We start from the raw sequence: 19,104 nt of genomic DNA, 5'->3' as shown, positions 1-19,104 counted from the left end.
CTACGGCGGCAAAAGAGGCTATTCTCAATGAATTAGGAAACTCCATCCGTCTGTAGATTGCGGTAGTTCACACTTTCAAATCACAACAAGCCTCGTTTTCCATTGGGGCGCACGGTCATCCAATTTGTTTTTGCTAGTGCTAGCTGCTCATCAGAAATTTTGGCACTGGTGAGATTAGCACCACACAAATTAGCTCCTCGGAGGTTAGCATTGCTGAGATAAGCATTGCTAAGGTCTGCACCTCGCAGGTCTGCTCCTTCTAAATCAGCATGGTTAAAGTATGCTTTGCTCAAATTAGCATCCTTAAGATTTGCTCTAGTAAGACTGGCTCTGCCAAAATCACTATTGTGAAGATTAGCTCCCTGAAGATTGGTTTTTTGCAATTGAGCAGAATGGAAATTTGTTTGAGATAAATCAGCACCTTGCAGATTTAGCAAATTTAAATTGTGTAAGGCAAAATCTCGTCTTCCCTTCAGATAAGCTGTTAATAAACCTTGGGTATCTAACTTCCGCCCAACTTTAGAATTTTGACTTTGTGAACCATTGCTGTTGCTACTGAAAGTCGTTGATTTGGCCATCCCAGAACCCTGGTGTAATCCCGCGGCTTCTGCTGCCTTGGCTCGTCTAGCACGAATCGCTGCTGCTACCTGTGCCACTCCAGTGCTGGTAGCAGCAGGGTTGTTACATAAAACAGCAGAATTTTCCAGGTGGTTATGTGTTCGCTCTTTAGATCGATTATCAGATTTAGTCAGCAAACCCTTTGCTAAACTATCTAAGTATGGTTCTATTTCCAATGCTCTGAGAACTTCTGCCGCTGACTGATAGCGATTACGTACAGACACCTCTAACATTTTTCGCAACACATTGCCTAAGTGATCGCTCACTTGCACAAGCTGCTCCCACATCATCTCGCCAGTGTTGGGATTGTAATCTAAATCTTTAGGAGTTTTGCTAGTCAGTAAATAAATGCATGTTACGCCTAGTGCATAAATATCACTGGCGTAGACTGGACGCATAGCCATTTGCTCTGGAGGTGCAAAACCGGGAGTACCAATAGCATACGCAGTTAATGCTGTCTGTCCTGATGGGCCTGTCGCACTTTGGCTAATTTGGTTCTTGACAGCACCAAAGTCGATGAGTACCATTCTGGCATCTTGAGTGCGGCGGATTAAGTTGGCTGGCTTGATATCACGGTGAATCACCTTTTGATCGTGGATGTATTGCAACAGTGGCAATATCTCGCTCAAAAATTGCTTGACTCCAGTTTCGCTCAAGATGCCGTTAAGTTTGACCTCCTCTTGCAAGGTGTCACCACTGATATATTCTTGGACTAAGTAGAATTGCTCACTATCTTCAAAATAGTCTAACAATCTTGGTACTTGGGGATGATTGCCAATTTTACCTAGAGTTTTGGCTTCTCGCTCAAAGAGTTCTCTAGCCATCTGTAAAACGTGTGGGGCGCTTCCTGATGGGCGTAATTGTTTGATTACGCAACTCGGTTCTCCTGGTAAGCCTTGATCGTTGGCTAGGAAGGTGGCTCCAAAGCCACCCTGACCTAATGGTTTGATCGCCTGATAGCGATCGCGCAACAGTAGTTGCGAGCCACAAGACTGACACCTTTGGCTATATACCAAATTTTCTGGATTGGAACAGGTAGGATTTAAGCAGTAGCTCATGCACTCTCAACTCGCTGCACGAATAATCACGGGGAGTGTTATACTCCCTTCCAATTATTTAGACATTAATCAACTCTTGCCAGGTAATTTTTGCTGGAAATCCTTTGAAGAGTTCCTAAAGTTTAACTGAGATTACCTAAAGCGATCGCTAAACAAGATTATTTATTATACTTACATTGGCAAATACTGTTTATGCTATTTTCTAGCAATTCGTAATTCCTAATAACGCTTTCTCATGGCTTATGGCGTTCATCGGGCTATTATCTCATTCAAAAAATCAGCTTTAATCTGGTTTTTGCATGGGAGAATTGGTATTAAAAGGTATTGGAGGGCAGTGCCCAACGCCAGTTACTATATTTGGGGAGAACCCAAGACCGCACTGGCTATCCTACAGAAAATCGCTGTAGGATTTTGGATGCCCAAATTTGGAGGCAATTTAGAATCATCTCCATTAGTCGTTAAGAGATTATTAACTGGCTTTCATGTTCACACTAATCAGCTGTTCGATAAGTGCGAAAACATCACTGCGGCTGAGTTTCTCTTTACCATTAGCAAGGGCGTCAAGAGTGCCGTTTGCCAAGGTGAAGGGGATTTGACAAAAATCTAAGGCTGGCCCGGTAGGAAGGTCTTTGATATAAGCTTCTGCCAGGGCTAGATTGCGCCGGGCATACTCTTGCATATTTTCTGCACTCCAACCTTCTGGGAAGAATTCTACCCCACGTCCCAAATCTTCAGTATGGTTACGCAAGATATTGACTGCTTGTAAACCCCGACCAAAACCAATCGCCTGGGTACGATTCGTTTGTGTTCCATCATACCAAGCCCACAAGTCAGAAAGTAACAGTCCCACTGCACCTGCAACTCCAAAGGTATAACGATCTAAATCGGATTCTGTGTAAATTTTCCAGTTTTTTTCTGCCCAATAAGCCATCCGGTCTGCCATTGCAGCAGTGGCATCCCAAATTCGAGGTGCAATGGTGTCTGGTGCTAGCAGTGACCATTCTCTAATCCTCAAAGTGACTTCTTCTAATGAATTCTCATACCCACTAAATCCTGCAAAGAAAGCATCTACCGCGAAGCCATCAACTCCTGCCTGCAATGTCAGGCTAATGGTTCTTAAGAGCTTTGCTTTAGTAGCGTTATCTAGTTCGGGATGATCTTCAATTTCATCAATGGCACGCATACACAAATATGCCGATGCTACTGCTTCTTGCAATCCTGGCGGTAAAACACTAATTGGGATATAAAAAGTTCGGCTAGTTTCTTTGAGGATTTGCAATGCATCTCTACGTAAATTCATGTTTTCACTCCCCACTTGATTTTTGCACCACATGAAGTTTGCAGTTTTTTGATGATACTGGATATAGTTTTGACTAAACCTTAAAAACTATAGACTATAAGATACGCTAGTATTTCATCTAAAAATTGATAGTTTTTGGTGTTGCAATTAACAAAACTCTTAAATTTATCAAAGTCTAGTCTAGTATAGAGGTTTTTGGGTGCAAAAGTGTTTGAAGTGTCGTTTGATATAGCTTTCATAAACTTTTAGCATACATATAAAGAATTATGGTAATATTTGGTTGGATATGACGAAATTGTTCTATAAGCAAACATCCATTTTAGCGATTTGAAAGTGCTTTAAGTCTGCGTTAATCTGACTAACAAAGTGTAATTATTGTATATATAAAGACAATTCAGGAAAACCTGACAACAGATAACAGCATTTGTACATACCTTTGGATGGGTACAGTGGTTTACCGAAGAGTTAGGGTCAGTTAAATTGGACGACATATAAGGCTGTAATGCCTGAGTTGGACTATACCTAATCTATTGGAGTCAGAACCGCCTTGCTGTTCAAAGTGACATAAACTGACCAAAACTCAAAACAAGAAGTTCCCGTATATTTACGAGATTGGCAATAAAAGCGAAAATTCCATACCTTAACCCTTTTCCCCACTTTTGCAAGAAGTGGGAATGAGAGGACACCTTCCCATCTACTCTTAGCAAGGAGAGATGCCGTAGGCATTGGGGTTATTTCGCGTATTCATCAAGAATCGGTGTTATAGTCCAGATTATGTTTACAAACAAACCGAACAGTCTGTAAAAACTCAAAAAAATATTGAATTATTCCTAATTATTGAATTTTCTGAATCCCTTGTTGATACTGTAAATATTTTTTCTGTAATTCTTCTGGAATGGGAATAAGACGATTATTTTGCAAACTGACAAAACCACCCTTTTGGCTCGCCACTGCTGCTAACTCATTGTTAGATAAAATTTCAGCTTGCACAGTCCACTTTAAGCGTCCTAAACCACTCAGCCATAAACGTCCAATCACTCGATCGATAATCTTTATTGGACGTTTATATTCAATTTCAGTCGCAGCTATAATGGGTGTATATCCTTGCTCAATTTGTTGATTGAGTTGCCAATGTTCATCTAAAAACTTTAGACGTAAATCCTCTAGCCATCTGATATACACGATATTACTCACAATTCCCATAAAATCAATGTCGTATGTTTTGACAGGAATTGCTAATACTACTTCTAATGGCCTGTGTAGGTTGTTATTTACTAGCATTATTTCTCTTGATATTTTTTAATACTGCTCGGTCTGTTCAATTAAAGTGAAGCTTCCAAGTATTGATTTAGGTGATTAATTACCCTATGAATATGAATTGAATCTCCATAAAGCTTGCTCATCATTATGCCTCCTTCCAGCGTTGCGATTATGATGGTAGCGATTTCATCAGCACTTACTTCCGGGCTAATTTCACCCTTTTCAATTCCTTTTTCAATAATTCGACAAATTAGATGTAGCCAAGAGTTCATCGCTTGTTGAGTACGTTGTCGCAACGCCGGATGAGCATCATCACTTTCCACAGCTGTATTCAGCAGTGGACACCCGCCCTTGATCGGTGGATTTTCTGCGAAGCTACTAAACACCCGAATGATTGCTTGCAGACGTTCTACTGCGTGGTGTTTGCTTCGTAATGCAAATCTAGTATGCTGCTTAATACGAGCGATCGCAAAATCAAAAGCCTGTAGTACGAGATCGTCTTTGCTTTGGAAGTGATTGTAAATTCCTCCTTTCTGTAATCCCGTAACACGCATAATGTCTGACATCGATGAGCCTGCATATCCCTGTTGGTTAAACAGTTCGGCTGCTTGGTGGAGAATTCTATTTTTTGTTTCTTCGCCTTTGGACATTACAGCGATTTATAGAGTAGAGAGTTGTGAGTTTATTGAACTAAAAATTACTGTAAATTGAAATTACCGACCGAACAGTTTTTTTATTGATACCATGATATATGCTTGCAGGTCAAGTATTTTTCAACGTCGAGTTTTGAACAAAGATTTATTCGATGAAGTCAAGCCATACATAAATTTGCACGATGGCATTTTAAGTGAAGACAATATACTTAAGTAAGTTGGCACAACGTCCAGACAACGCAGATTTCACCCGATCGTACATACTATTAGTTTTGATGCTACCTCCACTGTCGGTAATGATAAATTTGGCATCAACAGAAATTTCAGCAGCAATATTGGCGATTTAAGCTTTGCTAAAAAGGATTTTGACTGGGTTGTAAAAACAAAATTTTCCATGAGTTATTAGACTTGCGGTCTATTATCCAGGGAATATAGCGATATACAAAGCGAATACGCTAGACGTTTGATCGCGTTTACAATTAAAATACGGTAAGCACATAGTTTTACCGGCTTTTGTATGTAAAACCGCAAAAAAACCAGTGAGAAGTTGATTTTAGTAAAACAACTGACCTATAAGGAGTTATCAAAGCCTGTTTCAGCTAAATCCCAGTTGTTATACTTCCAAAAACTTCCAGACAGGTTTTAAGTTGTCCAGTAATCCTCTGCTCTAACTTTTAGCTGGATAACCTTTCCTTGTGTCACTCATCTTTTGAGAAACACAATAACTTGCCATGACCAGCTCTATCTACCACTGGGCTGTGATTCGGCTGAGTTATTGCTCTCTAGTAGTGAAGTTCTAGCTGACTTTCTCAAACCCCCAAAGAGTATGCACTATTTATTACTACCATTCTTAAGCTTCTTCGTTGGCATCATAGTTGGTTTGACGGGAATTGGCGGAGCCTCTCTCATTACCCCAATGTTGATTTTTGTTTTTCAGGTTCCACCTTCCATCGCCGTGAGTTCTGATGTTGTAGCTGCCACATTGATGAAGGTTGTTGGTAGCGTCAAGCATTGGGAACAAAAAACCCTGGATACAGAAGTTGTCAAATGGTTGGCCTTTGGAAGTGTTCCAGGCTCATTGTTCGGAGTGGGGATTTTGCACTTCATTAAACGTACAGGTGAGTATAACCTGGATAATATTTTGCTCCGTTTGCTGGGTGGGATGATTTTGCTAGTCACTGTGTTAGCACTAGTGCAATTGTTGTTATTGACTTTTTTCCCCAAATTTAATTTACCCGAACTGCCAAAGTTAGACTTAGAAACTAACTTTGGTCGATTTATAACAATTACTTTGGGAGCAATTTTAGGCTGTTTTGTCGGTCTAACTAGCGTCTCATCAGGTTCAATGTTTGCCCTAGTGCTGATTGGGTTTTTCCGCCTTGATGCACGGAAGTTAGTGGGTACAGATATTTCACACGCAGCAATTTTACTGATGTTTACAGCCCTTGGTCATCTCAGCCTGGGAACAGTTGATTGGAATTTGGTACTGCCTATATGGTTAGGCTCTGTGCCTGGGGTGTTACTAGGTGCTAAAATCTGCCAAGTAGCTCCGCAACGCCCACTACGGTTTATTATTTACGCCATTTTAATGATGGTGAGTTGGAAATTAGTTCATCAGGTGTAACCAATTTGAGATTTTCAATTCCAAATCCAACATCCAACATCCAACATTGATTAACTTCTTACCCAAAGAGTAGAGTGAATGTACCTCGCTCATACATAATGAACAGACCCAAGCCAATTAACACAAAAGGTACGGCAGCTTTACCGTAGCGACTTAAAATATTAGCAATGGTAGGTTGACGACTTAAAAAATAAGCGATCGCACACCAAACCCCTACCATGATAAAAAATATACTTAAAATTACTCCCAAACTGGCAAGGTCATGACCAGCGAACAAAGGGATATATATACTGATATTGTCACCACCATTTGCGATCGTTACTGCTGCCACTTTATAGGTTTGGGGATGCAAAATACTCAAAATAAAAGATAATACTGGGTTCGTAGGTGTAGGCTCTCTAAAATCACTACTGACTGTCTGAACTGTTATAGTTTCTTCTTTTCTAAATATTAATTGCTGAATACCAATTGTTATTGGTAGTAGTCCTAACAATCCTATCCATTCTCGCTGTACAACCAATCCACCAAAAAATCCTGGTAAGCTAGCGATGATAATGGCTGTAAAACCCAGATATTGACCGAGTAAGATATGCCGCCGCCGAAAATTAGCATCTATTTGTGAAAAAAATATTAACAAGATAATGATGTCATCAATGTTAGTGGCGATGAAGGCGATTATCCCTTCACTGAAAGCTGTCCCTAGCTGACTCATGCTGGATTTTTAGAATCTACGATTTACCACCATACCAAATTCACTCATTCGTAATTTGTAATTCGTAATTCGTAATTCGTAATGACGCTCGTTTTTTGCTACCGCTACGCTAATGTAATTCGTAATTATTGGCGAAATACTTACGCGTCATTACCAATCACGAATTATTTTAACCTTCTGGCACAACTTAGATTTAAAATGACACAGTAATTATTACTGACTCCTGAATTCTTCTTTATCATAAAATATGAACGAGTTAGTTACTGCAATTACTACAGGGATAATTGCGTTCATTGCCACTAACATTGATGATATTGTCATTTTATTATTGTTTTTTTCTCAAATAAGTGCTAATTTTCGCCCCCGGCATATAGTTGCTGGTCAGTTTCTCGGTTTTACAGTTCTATTAATCCTTAGTCTTCCGGGTTTATTTGGGGGATTAGTTTTATCAAAAAACTGGATTGGATTACTTGGTTTGCTACCAATTTCCATAGGTATCAGTAGCTTAGTGAATCAAGAAGAAGATTCATCAAAAAAAGTTGTAGCTGCTACAGAAGAAGCTGAAGCATCAACAATTACTAGCTTTTTTTCTCCTCAAGCTTATAGTGTGGCAGCTGTTACCATTGCCAATGGTAGCGATAATATTAGTGTCTACGTACCTTTATTTGCTAGCTGCAACTTAGAGAGTTTTTTGGTAATTATCGGATTATTTTTTCTCTTGTTAGGAGTTTGGTGCTATGTTGCATACAAATTAATTAACAATAGAGTCATAGCTGATGTATTGACTCACTACGTTAATTATCTTGTGCCTTTTGTTCTGATCGGATTAGGCGTTTTTATTGTATTAAAAAGCGAAGCTTTAAGTCCAATAAAGCTAGCTGCTAGTGGTATCTGTTTGATGATTTTGGTCAAAAACAACGAAAGCGCCGATGAAATTGGCGAAAATTCTAGTAAATGAATGTAACTAGTACGACGGACGTGGCGGAAATTTCCGAAAGGATTGATGTTTGAAAAAACTTCTGTTTCTGTATCAGCTAACGACTGTGCGTACACAGTAGAACAGCAGGAGATTGTGCCGAAGCAATCGCAATATTCCAAAAGAATAGAAGAGTAGGCGATCGCTATTGTTAATCAGATGCTCTACCGTGTATTAATAAACAAGGAAGGGCGGATTTAACGATCTAATTAACAGTTCACGATCGTATCAAGGAAACCCGCCCCTACCTAATCCTGGAACTTAGTTTAATTCACGATTCTAAGTTGCCTCATTAATAGTCTTATCCTGAGAATGCTTACTTACTATAAGAAATCAAACTTTACTCAACCACTCATTCTCTTCTGGGTCTTTGAACAGTGAGGTGCTGAGGTAGCGTTCGCCGAAGCTAGGCTGGATCATGACGATGAGGCGACCTGCGTTTTCTGGTCGTTGTGCCACTTGAATAGCCGCGTATAAAGCAGCGCCAGTAGAAATCCCCGATAGCAATCCTTCTTCTTTTGCTAGGCGACGGCTGTAAGCGATCGCTTGCTCATCTGCTACCTGAATCACTTCATCTACCATTTCTGAACGGTAAATTGCTGGGATAAATCCCGCGCCGATACCTTGAATTTTGTGAGGCCCTGATTTACCGCCTGCTAATACCGGACTGTTGCTTGGTTCAACTGCGATCGCTTGAAAACTCGGCTTTCGTTTTTTAATAACTTCTGAAACTCCCGTAATCGTCCCACCAGTACCCACTCCCGCCACGAGAATATCTACCTCTCCATCGGTATCATTCCAAATTTCTTCGGCTGTGGTTTCGGCGTGAACTTTCGGGTTAGCGGGATTGCGGAACTGCTGCAACATATAGGCATTGGGCGTTTTAGCGACAATTTCCTCTGCATGAGCGATCGCTCCTCGCATCCCTTCTACCCCTGGCGTTAACTCTAGTTGAGCGCCATAAGCTTTGAGCATCGATCGTCTTTCGTGGCTCATTGTGTCAGGCATCGTTAGAATGAGATGGTAGCCCTTAGCGGCTGCCACCATCGCTAGCGCAATTCCTGTATTTCCAGAAGTCGGCTCTACTAAAACAGTTTTTCCGGGGTGAATCAAGCCTGCTTCTTCCGCCACTTCCACCATACTCGCGCCAATCCGGTCTTTCACAGAAGATGCTGGATTCATGCTTTCTAGCTTCACCACAATCCGAGCAACCGCTCCTGAAGCTTGGGGAATCTTGTTTAATTGAACTAGAGGAGTTCGACCGATTAACTCTGTGATATCTTTCGCTATCCGCATGGGGGTACTCCGTCGTGACTAAATATAATACATTGGACTCTGCTGGGCGCGAGTTTCTCTTTCCTCGCACAAGTCTTGGAGTGTATAACGACCCAAAACTTCTATTGAGGCAGCGTTAGCTTGCTCCCAAACTTCATAAACCAGAGTCTTTTCTAGAGTCGGAGAGTTAGAAGTATCTTTCTCTTTCCGCTCGCCTTCAACCAAAGTGACAATTTCAAGTATTGTAATCTGCCAAGGTTCCCGAACTAAAACGAAACCTCCTTTAGAGCCGCGTTGACTCTGCACCACACCAGCACGCCGGAGGTTGGTCAAAATTTGTTCCAGATAGCGCTCAGGTATGGGTTGTTTGGCAGTAATCTCGCTCATGGTTAAAGGAAGTTTTTTTCCGTGGTGGCTTGCCAGTTCTAATAGTGCCAGCAATGCGTATTCCACTTTGGAAGATAGATCCAAGAGAGCGTAGTTTTGGCTATTCAACACTGTACTCAACATACTACGGTGAATTGAGGGACATATCGCAGTTTATGCGAAATTAATTTTTTTCAACTGTGGAATGTGATAGCATCCCACTTATTCCCCACAAAAATACTATACTCTATCGAATTACCGTAGATTCTGCTTTTACACAATTCCCATAAAGGACTCGATCTTTTTCTGGGAATCATCCTGAGTTTCTGTTTTCAGAGCCTCACCTACCAACAAAAATCTCAACAGAGTATGCTACTAACTGATTTGCGAACCATTTTTGAGCGTGACCCAGCAGCCCGTAACTGGCTAGAAGTATTGTTCTGTTACCCTGGACTGCAAGCTCTAGTGTTTCATCGATTATCACACTGGCTGTATAAAATTGGAATTCCCTTCATACCAAGATTCATCTCTCATATTAGTAGGTTTTTAACTGGAATTGAAATTCATCCTGGGGCATTAATTGGCCAGGGAGTGTTTATTGACCACGGCATGGGAGTAGTGATTGGCGAGACTGCGATCGTAGGGGATTATGCTCTGATTTATCAAGGTGTTACCCTTGGCGGGACTGGGAAAGAAAGTGGTAAACGCCATCCAACTTTAGGCTCTCATGTGGTTGTGGGAGCAGGGGCGAAAGTATTAGGAAATATTCAAATTGGCGATCGCGTCCGTATCGGAGCTGGTTCTGTGGTGCTACGAGATGTCCCCAGTAACACTACTGTAGTTGGGATTCCAGGGCGCGTAACTCGTCAGAACAACTCGTCTAGCAATGTTCTGGATCACGATAAAGTACGCGACGTAGAAGCTGAAGTCATCCGCGCTTTATTTGAACGTGTCAAGTCTCTAGAGAAACAGTTCGAGCAGTTGGAACAATCTAGTTTGTCTCCAGCTGAACTTGGCGACGAATTAACCGACAACCCTAAGAGTAATAATTCTGATGGGATAATTGAAGATTTTCTTGATGGTGCGGGAATTTAGGGAATGGAGTGGGAGAGGTGACAGGTGACAGGTGATAGGGAATTATCTGTACCCTGTAACCTGTACCCTATTCCCTTCTTCACTCCCCACTCCCTTTTTTAAAATACCCATAGGTTCTTATAACCTGATATAAATGTAATACTACGGTTAATTTATCGGAGAATAGTTTTATATAGTATGGTGTCTTTGTACACAAGCTTATCTACTTCAAGCAGTAACAATACTAAGCAACTTTTTGCCCGTAGGTCATTTCTGCCGGAGCATTATAACGACCTTTGGAAGATTGAAACGGGTTTTGTGAGAACTTTTAGCTATCTAGAAGATGGTACAACTGTCGCTCTAGGATTGTGGGGACCTGGAGATGTCGTTGGTAAGAGGTTGTCAAAATTAGAACCTTATCAGATGGAATGCCTAACTAAAGTGGAGGCAACAGTTTTACCTCTAGAGGAGTGGACTGAACTAACAGAAACTCTACTTGCCCATATCCAACAGGCTCAAGAATTGATGATCATTCGTAGCCATAAAAAAGTGGATACTATGCTCATCAAGCTGTTGGCATGGTTATCCAAAAAGTTTGGTTCGGAAGTTGAGAAGGGACGTTTAATAGATATGCGTCTGACTCATGAAGACCTGGCGGAAATGCTTGGTTCAACTCGTGTTACCATTACTCGTGTTCTTGGACAGTTTGAACAAGAGGGCTTGATCGATCGTCTCTCCTTACATCGAATTGTCCTAAAAGAAGAAGAAATTTGGTACTACGAAATTTAGATTATTTCAGTAAAACCAGCTATCGCCGTCAGCATTCGGCTTACCCACAATTCTAAGATTCAGGGATTCTAGGTAAGCTAAACCGCGAGAAATTTGTGGCACTGTTCCCCGCAGTTCAATGTCAAAGCATCCTTCTCGATCTGTATTTGGTTGTAGCATAGCTTTGGTAATATTAACTACCAAGCCGTAAGTAGAAATTAACTGCGAAATCACGGGCGCTTGCAGATAGCATTTGGGAATATGTATCCGCAGACGAATCTGAGTGACTTGGCTTTTTTCAGAAACTGAAGAAACCAGTGATAATCTGTTTTGGGAATTGGTTTTTTGGTGATTTAGTGCTGCCATTGGATAGTGGTAATTTTATTAATTAGCGTAGGCGTAGCCCGTCGTAGACATCGCTACCGAGACAAATCCAGCCAAATTGTCCTTGAATTACGAATTACGTTAGCGACGCAGGAGCGTCATTACGAATTATTAACTTAGCGATCGCTATAAACGCTAGACAAATCCAGCCAAATCGGTAGTCCCAGTTTTTCTAAATAAATCAAGCTAGAGTAGAGTTGCTTTGTTCTCCCCCACAAATCCAAGTCAAACCAGCCGTCATCTTCCGTATCGGGTTGAAGTAAGGCACTGGTGATATTGACTGTTAGTCCATAACGAGAAACTAACTCAGAAATCACTGGTTCTTCGTAATAAGATTTTAAGACGCACAGTTGCAAGCGCAATCGATTTGTTTGACCCTGAGAAATCCATTGCTGGAATTGTTCTTGCCATTTATTTGTCAGCCATGCAGAGTCTTTAAGACTCAGTTTGCTAGCTGGATTTGGGAAAGGTAGAGTGTGCTGGTTGGGTTGAATTTGGTTAGCGATCGCTATTTGCAGCAAATTCACTCCCAATCCTTGCAAGTAAGATAGGCTATTTGTCAGTTTTTGGGGATTTCCTGAAAGTTCCAAATCAAACCAGCCATCGCTGTCACTGTCAGATGTCAGGGATGCAGCTTTAATATTGACGGTTAAACCATAACGAGAAACCAGTCGAGAAATTACAGGTTGCCTGTTATACCGTTGAGGCACGAGAATTCGACTATGGACTGAAGCGGATTCTACAGATTTACTCTCAGACATCAGATTAATTCCCAATAGCGATCGCACGCAATTTTTGGGTTCGGCAGAGAATCTTGCTGATGCCGTGCCCCCACAACTCAACTGTGCCTGCTTGAATGTCAGCCTCATAGAAATTTTCATATTTCTAGCTTTTATTAAAATACTGTAACTCTATCGATTTTATGTATTTTGTTGTTATGTAAAGGAGAGTCTCACAAAGACTGAAAAAATACAATGGGTAAAATAACGTAAATCAAACTCATTATATTTTGACTAGCTTGAGGTTAATACGGTTGACATTTTTACTAAAAAATAGTACGCGTCTTTTCCAGAGACAGTCCAGTTTGAGTAATCCATGCGCAACTTGAGACTTAGGCAGTGGACGATGTTAGATGCTCTAGTTGGAAAGAAGGTTTTTATTCATACTTATTTCCTCCAGCAAGAACTGCCATCTCTTGTGAGAAGTAGAACGGTGTTAATAATTAAAGGTTTAGATTAAGCGGCTCTAGCCCTCAAAGTAAACCTAGAGCCTTCAAGGTAGAGAAAAATTATATTTTTTACATTATTTAATGTACTTTAATTTATTCTTGGCTACTTACTTAAATATTTTTGGTACTTCAGCTAATTTTTAATAAAATGAAAAGTCAGTGTTGACGCGATCGCAGAAACTTTAAACTTTAAGTTCATATCCTAAAATTGTCTTGATCTTTACCCTGTTAGGATATTAATCAGCATAAGATAGTCGGTTAACTTTTGATTATAAAGTTTGATGAGTAATATTACTAAATTAAATAAAATTGACTTTTTAGTTTTGATTGGGATTGCGATCATTGGTCTTATACATTTACCTTTTCCATTTGACGGAGATCAAGCATTTTTTAGGCTTGGTGCTTTGGAAATGCAACAAGGTAAGTTACTTTATCGTGATTTCTGGGATGTGAAGCAACCGGGGATTTTTTGCTTTTACTTTTTGGCAGGAACTTTATTTGGTTTTAATGAGATTGGCATCCATCTTTTTGAACTTATTTACATGGTGTTTCTGTCTATAATATTGTTGCTGGGTCTAAAAAGCTATTTTCAGCATCCGATAATCGCAAGTCTAGTACCTTTGTTAACAGTTGGCGTTTACTATACTGTTTCACAGCCTTGGCATCTGACTCAAGTGGAAGCATTGGTTAGTTTGCCTTTATTCATTTGTATTTGGCTGACTTCTCAATCTTTTAAATGTGAAGGAAGACAAAGATTTTTTATACTTTTACTGTCAGGTTTGATTGGTGGAATTGTCCTCATATTTAAATTAATACTTCTACTAATATTACTTTCGTTTTGGCTAACTCTTTTCATATATTCTGTGCTAATTAAACGAGAGCCAATTCAAAAAGTTTTTGTAGAAATATTTATACCAATTTTTATGGGAATTATATTTCCTATTTTATTTATTGTTAGCTATTTTGCCTGGTTTAATAGTTTACCAATTTTGTATCAAACATTCTTTTTATATCCACCTCGGATTGTTGCTAATTCCCAATTTGACCCAAGCGGGCTTTTTGCAGGAATAAAATGGTTCTTAAATAATTTTTACCCTCTACTTTTAGTCGCTATTGTTGCAGTAGATGTATCATTACGTAAGTCTAAGAATATATTGACTTTGTTACTCGTGATTTGGTGTATTTTTGCTTGGGGTGTGATTGTTCTACAACGCGGGGCATTTTGGGAATACCATTATTTACTATTGTTTGTACCTTTAGGTATTTTAGCAACTAAAGGATTAGATGTTTTATGGGAGTCTTTAAGAAAATTGAGTTCCCCATTTACTACCATCCTACTGATATTTTTGTTTTTCTTGCCTTTATCGAATACTCTGATAAAAAAAAGCGTTGTTCTGGTTAATAATAACTTTGCTTTAACTGAAGATACACGATTAAAATATCAGACTGTTTTTAGAGAAAAATATCCATCTCTTCGTTCAGAGGCTGAATTTATCTCCCAACCAGGAAGTCTTCCTGGTAAGATTTATGTAGCTGGCGATCCATCTATTTACTACTTCTCCAATCGGACTCAGGCAACATCACTACGTGGTTGGGCACTTGAATATTTCCTACCTGAGCAATGGACAAAACTTCTAGAAGAGTTAGATTCATCTAAGCCTCCTTATATCTTTATTGATTATATTCAGCAGCCTACTATCAACAAAAATTTTCCCAGAATGCTAGAATTTCTTCAGGGAAGATACCGTATTTTACGTCAAAATGATAACGGTATTTGGTATACCCTTTTGTAGACAAACCACTATAGCAATTCTGAATCATTCATGAGAAACAAGATCCCCGACAAGTTTTATAAAGTCGAGGATCTGCGGGTTGCAATTCTTTTAAAACCAGATAAATAAACTGTTTGTGTTGCTATAACTCTTACCAATCGCTTGCTTTAGTATCATCCCAGACTTCTAATTTCAAATCGCGGAGATAAGTTAACCCGCTTTGAATTTGTGCATCTGTTCCTTGTAGTTCAAGGTCAAACCAACCATCTCCGACAGCATTGGCTCCCAAAATTGCTGCCGTGATATTCACAATCAGTCCGTAGTCAGACACCAGGCGAGAAATAACAGGTTCCTGGTGATAATCTTTAGGAATTCTGAGTCGAATCCTTTTATTGGTAAGTGTATTGTCAGTAGCCATATCTGAGTTATTTCAATCCCTAATCGGGATTGGTACAGAACTACTCTTAACCCTAACGGTAATTTCCTGATAGGTACTAGGTAGCTCGTACCATGTCCCATGATTTGCTTGTATCCTATTCAAAAGATAACTATAATCGCTTGATTTTTCTATTCAACATCTTTAATGCGGGTTTTCTGTTCTAGAATCTCCTTCAGCACCAAGGTTACTACTGCTAACAACGCTAACAGTACAGCCGCAGAGAAAGCCGCTTCCGTTTCGTATTGTTTGTAAGCGTCTTCTACAAACAGTGGTAGGCTCTGGGTTTGGTCAGCAATGTTGCCAGATACCACTGAAACTGCTCCGAATTCACCCATTGCTCTGGCATTGGTCAAAATTAAACCGTAGAGTAAGCCCCAACGGATACTGGGTAGGGTGACGCGCAAAAATATCTGCCAATCTTTCGCACCTAGAGTTCTAGCAGCTTCTTCTTGATCCTTACCAAACTCTTCTAAAACCGGAATCACTTCCCGCGCCACAAAGGGCATACTCACGAAGGCTGTAGCCAGTACCATACCTGGAAAGGCAAAGATAATCTTGATATCATGGGCTTGAAGCCAAGGGCCAAACCAGCCATTCCGGCCGTAAAGTAGCACAATCATTAATCCTGCAACTACGGGCGAAATTGAAAAGGGCAGGTCAATTATGCTCAAAACTACGGCGCGTCCAGGAAATTTATGACGAGCGATCGCCCAAGCTGCACATAAACCAAATACCGTATTTAAAGGTAGAGAAATCACAGCTAATAACAGTGTCAGCCAAGCTGCATGGATAAAAGCTGGTCGCGTCAGGTTGGATAGAAACGGCCCAACACCCTTGCTGAAGGCTTGGACAAAAACGTTAATTGCTGGGATATATTGAACTAGGGCTAAATAGGCGATCGCTATCCCAATTAAAACTATTGGCACCCAACTCTTCTGCTCTTTAGGCTTGGCCGTATGTGTCTCAGATGCAGATGAGTGAAAACTTGGCTTATCTACTGTCATATCGCCTTGCCCATCCTTGTAAGAAATTAATTGCCAATAGCAGTACCAACGAAATTGATAGTAAAACTATGCCAATTACTGTTGCACCAGAATAGTCATACTGCTCTAACCGTTGGAAAATCAGCACAGGTGCGATTAAATCTTGATAGGGCGTATTGGAAGAGATAATCACAGTCGAACCATACTCTCCAACTGCACGAGAGAAACCCAAGGCAACACCAGTTAAAATTGTGGGAAATAAAGGTGGCAAAATCACTTTCCAGAAGGTCTGCCATTGAGAAGCACCCAGACACCAGGCGGCTTCTTCAATTTCATGTTCCATTTCCTGAAGCACGGGTTGTACAGTTCTCACAATAAAAGGTAGTGAGATAAATATCATTGCTACCGCTACTCCCGTGCGGGTAAAAGATACCTTAATTCCCAGTGGTGCTAGTAGCGAACCTAGCCAGCCGTTATCGCTGTAAACTGTTGCCAAGGTTAGCCCTGCTACGGAAGTTGGTAGTGCGAACGGTAAATCTACTGTGGCGTCAATCAAGCGCTTTAACGGAAAGTCGTAGCGAACCAGAACCCAAGCAATCAGAGTTCCAAATACGCCATTGAGTAAGGCAGCAAATATTGCCGTCACAAAAGTTACGTTATATGTTGCTAATGCGATATCACTGGTTGCGATCGCCCAAAACCTAGATGGAGGTTCTGTACTTGCTTTCAGAAACATCGCAGCTATGGGGACAAACAACATCACCGTCAGGTATGCAATGGTGATTCGCCAAGTCCAAGGAACTCGCCCCAATCTCTTCCAGAATGGCGTTTTGCGTTCAACTTCCACAGAAGGAGATACAGATGTCATAGTGAAAAATTCAAAATTTAAAATTCACAAGGAGCTTTTTGCCAGTGTTCGTATTGCTAATTCGTAATTCAAGCACAGACCAACTACTTTTAATTCTGGAGAAAAGAAAGTTGTGGAGTCAGAATTACGAATTACGAATTACGAATTACGAATTATTTTTTGGCTTGAATCTTGTCAAACACGCCCCCATCTGCGAAGAACTTCTTATCAATCGCTTCCCAACCGCCCAAGTCTGCAACTGTACCCAGAGTTTTCAGCTTGGGAAATTTGTCTGTGACTTCCTTCGTTTGAGCTAAAGTCTCATCCACAGGACGGAATCCCAATTTGACAAACTCTTGCTGTGCTTCTGGGCTATAGAGGTATTTCACAAAAGCTTCAGCAACTTCGCGGGTTCCGTGCTTATCGACGTTTTTATCTACTACCGCGATCGGATTGTCGATGGATATATTCACATCGGGAACGACATAATCAACCTTTTCGCCCTTTTGTTGTGCCAAAATAACTTCGTTTTCGTAGTTGATTAAGACATCTCCCTGCCCTTGCTTGGCAAATGTATCAGTAGCTTCCCGCGCATCTTTAGGCAAGATTGGCACATTTTTGTAAACTTTAGTCACAAATTCAGTAGCTTTAGCCTCATCGCCACCTGTTTTAATCACAGAGTCCCATAGTGCTAAGAAATTCCACTTAGCACCGCCGGAAGTTTTGGGGTTAGCAGTAATCAATTTTACACCGTCTTTGGCTAAATCTGCCCAGGTCTTGATGCCTTTAGGATTGCCGGAACGAGTGACTAATGCTGCCACCGATTTAGAGACAATACCATTGTTGGGAACTTCTTTCTCCCATCCTGGCTGAATCAATCCAGCCTTCTCAATCTTTGTGGTGTCTCCAGCTAATGCTAAGTGAACAACATCTGCTTCCAAACCATCGATAACGGCGCGAGTTTGGGAACCAGAACCACCATAGCTTTGCTTGAAGACGACAGTTTGATTACGATCTTTTTTCCACTGTTCTACAAACTTAGGAATAATTGCTTCGTGAGCGGCTTTGGTGACAGCAAAGGAAACTAAAGTTAGTTCAACATTATCTTTGCTTGCAGCCACAGGAGTAGCATTAGCAGCAGGGGTTTCAGAGGAAGAAGTACTCTCAGTTCCTCCACCAGAGCAGGCGGCAAGGGCTACACTCAATACAGTACCTACCAAAAAGAGTGATACAAAGCCTTTGAGCGAACTTAGTCTGAACCGATACGTTCTATTGAACGCGATCGCTTGTAACCTTTTCAGTGGGCGTTGCCACAAACTCATTCCATTTCCTCCACTAAATCTACAAATAATTGATGGGAATACAGTTATATTATGTTTATAATACTGGATGATTCCATATATCTAGTACAAACACCAAAAAACCTCGTATTCTTTATCAAGAATATGGTGATTCTACCAGTTCTGTGAGCAATTACAATGCTTTTACTTTCAACTATCAAATTGCGTAGGCGCAGCTCGCCGTAGGCATCGCAATTAGCTACTTGATGCATCAAGCAACTTGCTAGGGAATAGCGAATTTTTGAGGACAGTTTATTCTAACGATCGGCTTTACTCAACGTAGGGCAACAAAATCAAGTAATACCATTTCTGTATGAAGCTGCGCTAAATTATTCACAAGGGTGTATTTGGTACAAGTGTGATGGGTCTCAAATTGCAAGTTGAGATTAAACAGAGCCGAGAAGAATTGGAAAAAGCTGTTAAATAT

General features: G+C 40.6%; 18 protein-coding genes. 5 read left to right on the top strand and 13 right to left on the bottom strand.

From position 1 onward, the window contains the following. Window positions 1–80: 80 nt before the first annotated feature. From AC1F2U_RS26785 to AC1F2U_RS26770, 4 genes are all read right to left on the bottom strand, one after another. Complete coding sequence (locus tag AC1F2U_RS26785) at window positions 81–1,676, bottom strand: protein kinase domain-containing protein (RefSeq protein ID WP_480263861.1); 1,596 nt, start codon at window positions 1,674–1,676, stop codon at window positions 81–83. Between the two features lie 469 nt (window positions 1,677–2,145). Beyond that, window positions 2,146–2,976: a squalene/phytoene synthase family protein gene (locus AC1F2U_RS26780; protein WP_480263860.1), complete on the bottom strand. Its 831-nt coding sequence runs from the start codon at window positions 2,974–2,976 to the stop codon at window positions 2,146–2,148. 834 nt (window positions 2,977–3,810) lie between these two features. Further along, the gene (locus AC1F2U_RS26775; protein WP_480263858.1) at window positions 3,811–4,257 is read right to left on the bottom strand and encodes an acyl-CoA thioesterase; all 447 of its coding nucleotides are present in this window, start codon (window positions 4,255–4,257) and stop codon (window positions 3,811–3,813) included. Window positions 4,258–4,298: 41 nt separating this feature from the next. Next, window positions 4,299–4,886, bottom strand: a complete 588-nt coding sequence (locus AC1F2U_RS26770) for a TetR/AcrR family transcriptional regulator (protein ID WP_480263857.1) — start codon at window positions 4,884–4,886, stop codon at window positions 4,299–4,301. Window positions 4,887–5,715: 829 nt separating this feature from the next. On the opposite strand from AC1F2U_RS26770, the gene AC1F2U_RS26765 reads away from it, so the two are divergent. Then, on the top strand, window positions 5,716–6,513 hold the full coding sequence (locus AC1F2U_RS26765) for a sulfite exporter TauE/SafE family protein (RefSeq protein ID WP_480263889.1): 798 nt from the start codon (window positions 5,716–5,718) through the stop codon (window positions 6,511–6,513). Window positions 6,514–6,571: 58 nt separating this feature from the next. Here AC1F2U_RS26765 and AC1F2U_RS26760 read toward each other — a convergent pair whose 3' ends face one another. Continuing rightward, window positions 6,572–7,225: a cadmium resistance transporter gene (locus AC1F2U_RS26760; RefSeq protein ID WP_480263856.1), complete on the bottom strand. Its 654-nt coding sequence runs from the start codon at window positions 7,223–7,225 to the stop codon at window positions 6,572–6,574. A 247-nt stretch (window positions 7,226–7,472) separates the two neighbouring features. Between AC1F2U_RS26760 and AC1F2U_RS26755 the strand changes: the two genes are divergently transcribed. Continuing rightward, window positions 7,473–8,183 (top strand): cadmium resistance transporter, encoded by a 711-nt coding sequence (locus AC1F2U_RS26755; RefSeq protein WP_480263855.1) that lies wholly within the window; start codon window positions 7,473–7,475, stop codon window positions 8,181–8,183. 351 nt (window positions 8,184–8,534) lie between these two features. On the opposite strand, the gene cysK is transcribed toward AC1F2U_RS26755, so the two are convergent. Both cysK and AC1F2U_RS26745 read right to left on the bottom strand, forming a co-directional pair. Then, complete coding sequence (gene cysK, locus AC1F2U_RS26750) at window positions 8,535–9,497, bottom strand: cysteine synthase A (protein WP_480263854.1); 963 nt, start codon at window positions 9,495–9,497, stop codon at window positions 8,535–8,537. An 18-nt stretch (window positions 9,498–9,515) separates the two neighbouring features. Next, a complete protein-coding gene (locus tag AC1F2U_RS26745) occupies window positions 9,516–9,986 on the bottom strand; it encodes an RrF2 family transcriptional regulator (RefSeq protein WP_289797690.1) in 471 nt (156 codons plus the stop codon). Between the two features lie 225 nt (window positions 9,987–10,211). Between AC1F2U_RS26745 and cysE the strand changes: the two genes are divergently transcribed. After that, complete coding sequence (cysE, locus tag AC1F2U_RS26740; protein WP_480263853.1) at window positions 10,212–10,937, top strand: serine O-acetyltransferase; 726 nt, start codon at window positions 10,212–10,214, stop codon at window positions 10,935–10,937. A gap of 177 nt (window positions 10,938–11,114) precedes the next feature. After that, window positions 11,115–11,705, top strand: coding sequence for a Crp/Fnr family transcriptional regulator (locus tag AC1F2U_RS26735; RefSeq protein WP_480263851.1), 591 nt, complete (start codon window positions 11,115–11,117; stop codon window positions 11,703–11,705). 6 nt (window positions 11,706–11,711) lie between these two features. On the opposite strand, the gene AC1F2U_RS26730 is transcribed toward AC1F2U_RS26735, so the two are convergent. Both AC1F2U_RS26730 and AC1F2U_RS26725 read right to left on the bottom strand, forming a co-directional pair. Beyond that, on the bottom strand, window positions 11,712–12,050 hold the full coding sequence (locus AC1F2U_RS26730; protein ID WP_094351027.1) for an NIL domain-containing protein: 339 nt from the start codon (window positions 12,048–12,050) through the stop codon (window positions 11,712–11,714). 134 nt (window positions 12,051–12,184) lie between these two features. Continuing rightward, window positions 12,185–12,829, bottom strand: a complete 645-nt coding sequence (locus AC1F2U_RS26725) for an NIL domain-containing protein (RefSeq protein ID WP_480263888.1) — start codon at window positions 12,827–12,829, stop codon at window positions 12,185–12,187. A 748-nt stretch (window positions 12,830–13,577) separates the two neighbouring features. Here AC1F2U_RS26725 and AC1F2U_RS26720 point away from each other — a divergent pair. After that, window positions 13,578–15,089: a hypothetical protein gene (locus tag AC1F2U_RS26720; RefSeq protein WP_480263850.1), complete on the top strand. Its 1,512-nt coding sequence runs from the start codon at window positions 13,578–13,580 to the stop codon at window positions 15,087–15,089. Between the two features lie 130 nt (window positions 15,090–15,219). Here AC1F2U_RS26720 and AC1F2U_RS26715 read toward each other — a convergent pair whose 3' ends face one another. The 4 genes from AC1F2U_RS26715 to AC1F2U_RS26700 all read right to left on the bottom strand — a co-directional run bounded on the left by AC1F2U_RS26715 (window position 15,220) and on the right by AC1F2U_RS26700 (window position 18,659). Continuing rightward, complete coding sequence (locus tag AC1F2U_RS26715; protein WP_194043244.1) at window positions 15,220–15,486, bottom strand: NIL domain-containing protein; 267 nt, start codon at window positions 15,484–15,486, stop codon at window positions 15,220–15,222. 149 nt (window positions 15,487–15,635) lie between these two features. Then, on the bottom strand, window positions 15,636–16,511 hold the full coding sequence (cysW, locus tag AC1F2U_RS26710; RefSeq protein WP_480263849.1) for a sulfate ABC transporter permease subunit CysW: 876 nt from the start codon (window positions 16,509–16,511) through the stop codon (window positions 15,636–15,638). Then, complete coding sequence (gene cysT, locus AC1F2U_RS26705; RefSeq protein ID WP_480263848.1) at window positions 16,498–17,358, bottom strand: sulfate ABC transporter permease subunit CysT; 861 nt, start codon at window positions 17,356–17,358, stop codon at window positions 16,498–16,500. The genes cysW and cysT overlap by 14 nt, the downstream gene beginning before the upstream one ends. A 152-nt stretch (window positions 17,359–17,510) precedes the next feature. Then, window positions 17,511–18,659 (bottom strand): sulfate ABC transporter substrate-binding protein, encoded by a 1,149-nt coding sequence (locus AC1F2U_RS26700; protein ID WP_480263847.1) that lies wholly within the window; start codon window positions 18,657–18,659, stop codon window positions 17,511–17,513. Window positions 18,660–19,104: the final 445 nt, after the last annotated feature.

It is taken from the genome of Nostoc sp. LEGE 12454, from assembly GCF_056620565.1.
The sequence above is the reverse complement of the archived record's forward strand: the minus strand, read 5'-3'. Positions and strand labels throughout refer to the sequence as shown.

What these genes read in the sequence shown, in the direction of transcription:
- AC1F2U_RS26720 (WP_480263850.1), top strand. Translation starts at nt 13,578, where the DNA reads ATGAGTAATATTACTAAATTAAATAAAATTGACTTTTTAGTTTTGATT.
- cysW (WP_480263849.1), bottom strand. Translation starts at nt 16,511, where the DNA reads ATGACAGTAGATAAGCCAAGTTTTCACTCATCTGCATCTGAGACACAT.
- AC1F2U_RS26745 (WP_289797690.1), bottom strand. Translation starts at nt 9,986, where the DNA reads ATGTTGAGTACAGTGTTGAATAGCCAAAACTACGCTCTCTTGGATCTA.
- AC1F2U_RS26715 (WP_194043244.1), bottom strand. Translation starts at nt 15,486, where the DNA reads ATGGCTACTGACAATACACTTACCAATAAAAGGATTCGACTCAGAATT.
- AC1F2U_RS26730 (WP_094351027.1), bottom strand. Translation starts at nt 12,050, where the DNA reads ATGGCAGCACTAAATCACCAAAAAACCAATTCCCAAAACAGATTATCA.
- cysK (WP_480263854.1), bottom strand. Translation starts at nt 9,497, where the DNA reads ATGCGGATAGCGAAAGATATCACAGAGTTAATCGGTCGAACTCCTCTA.
- AC1F2U_RS26760 (WP_480263856.1), bottom strand. Translation starts at nt 7,225, where the DNA reads ATGAGTCAGCTAGGGACAGCTTTCAGTGAAGGGATAATCGCCTTCATC.
- cysE (WP_480263853.1), top strand. Translation starts at nt 10,212, where the DNA reads ATGCTACTAACTGATTTGCGAACCATTTTTGAGCGTGACCCAGCAGCC.
- AC1F2U_RS26735 (WP_480263851.1), top strand. Translation starts at nt 11,115, where the DNA reads ATGGTGTCTTTGTACACAAGCTTATCTACTTCAAGCAGTAACAATACT.
- AC1F2U_RS26775 (WP_480263858.1), bottom strand. Translation starts at nt 4,257, where the DNA reads ATGCTAGTAAATAACAACCTACACAGGCCATTAGAAGTAGTATTAGCA.
- AC1F2U_RS26725 (WP_480263888.1), bottom strand. Translation starts at nt 12,829, where the DNA reads ATGTCTGAGAGTAAATCTGTAGAATCCGCTTCAGTCCATAGTCGAATT.
- AC1F2U_RS26700 (WP_480263847.1), bottom strand. Translation starts at nt 18,659, where the DNA reads ATGAGTTTGTGGCAACGCCCACTGAAAAGGTTACAAGCGATCGCGTTC.
- AC1F2U_RS26785 (WP_480263861.1), bottom strand. Translation starts at nt 1,676, where the DNA reads ATGAGCTACTGCTTAAATCCTACCTGTTCCAATCCAGAAAATTTGGTA.
- AC1F2U_RS26770 (WP_480263857.1), bottom strand. Translation starts at nt 4,886, where the DNA reads ATGTCCAAAGGCGAAGAAACAAAAAATAGAATTCTCCACCAAGCAGCC.
- AC1F2U_RS26780 (WP_480263860.1), bottom strand. Translation starts at nt 2,976, where the DNA reads ATGAATTTACGTAGAGATGCATTGCAAATCCTCAAAGAAACTAGCCGA.
- cysT (WP_480263848.1), bottom strand. Translation starts at nt 17,358, where the DNA reads ATGACATCTGTATCTCCTTCTGTGGAAGTTGAACGCAAAACGCCATTC.
- AC1F2U_RS26765 (WP_480263889.1), top strand. Translation starts at nt 5,716, where the DNA reads ATGCACTATTTATTACTACCATTCTTAAGCTTCTTCGTTGGCATCATA.
- AC1F2U_RS26755 (WP_480263855.1), top strand. Translation starts at nt 7,473, where the DNA reads ATGAACGAGTTAGTTACTGCAATTACTACAGGGATAATTGCGTTCATT.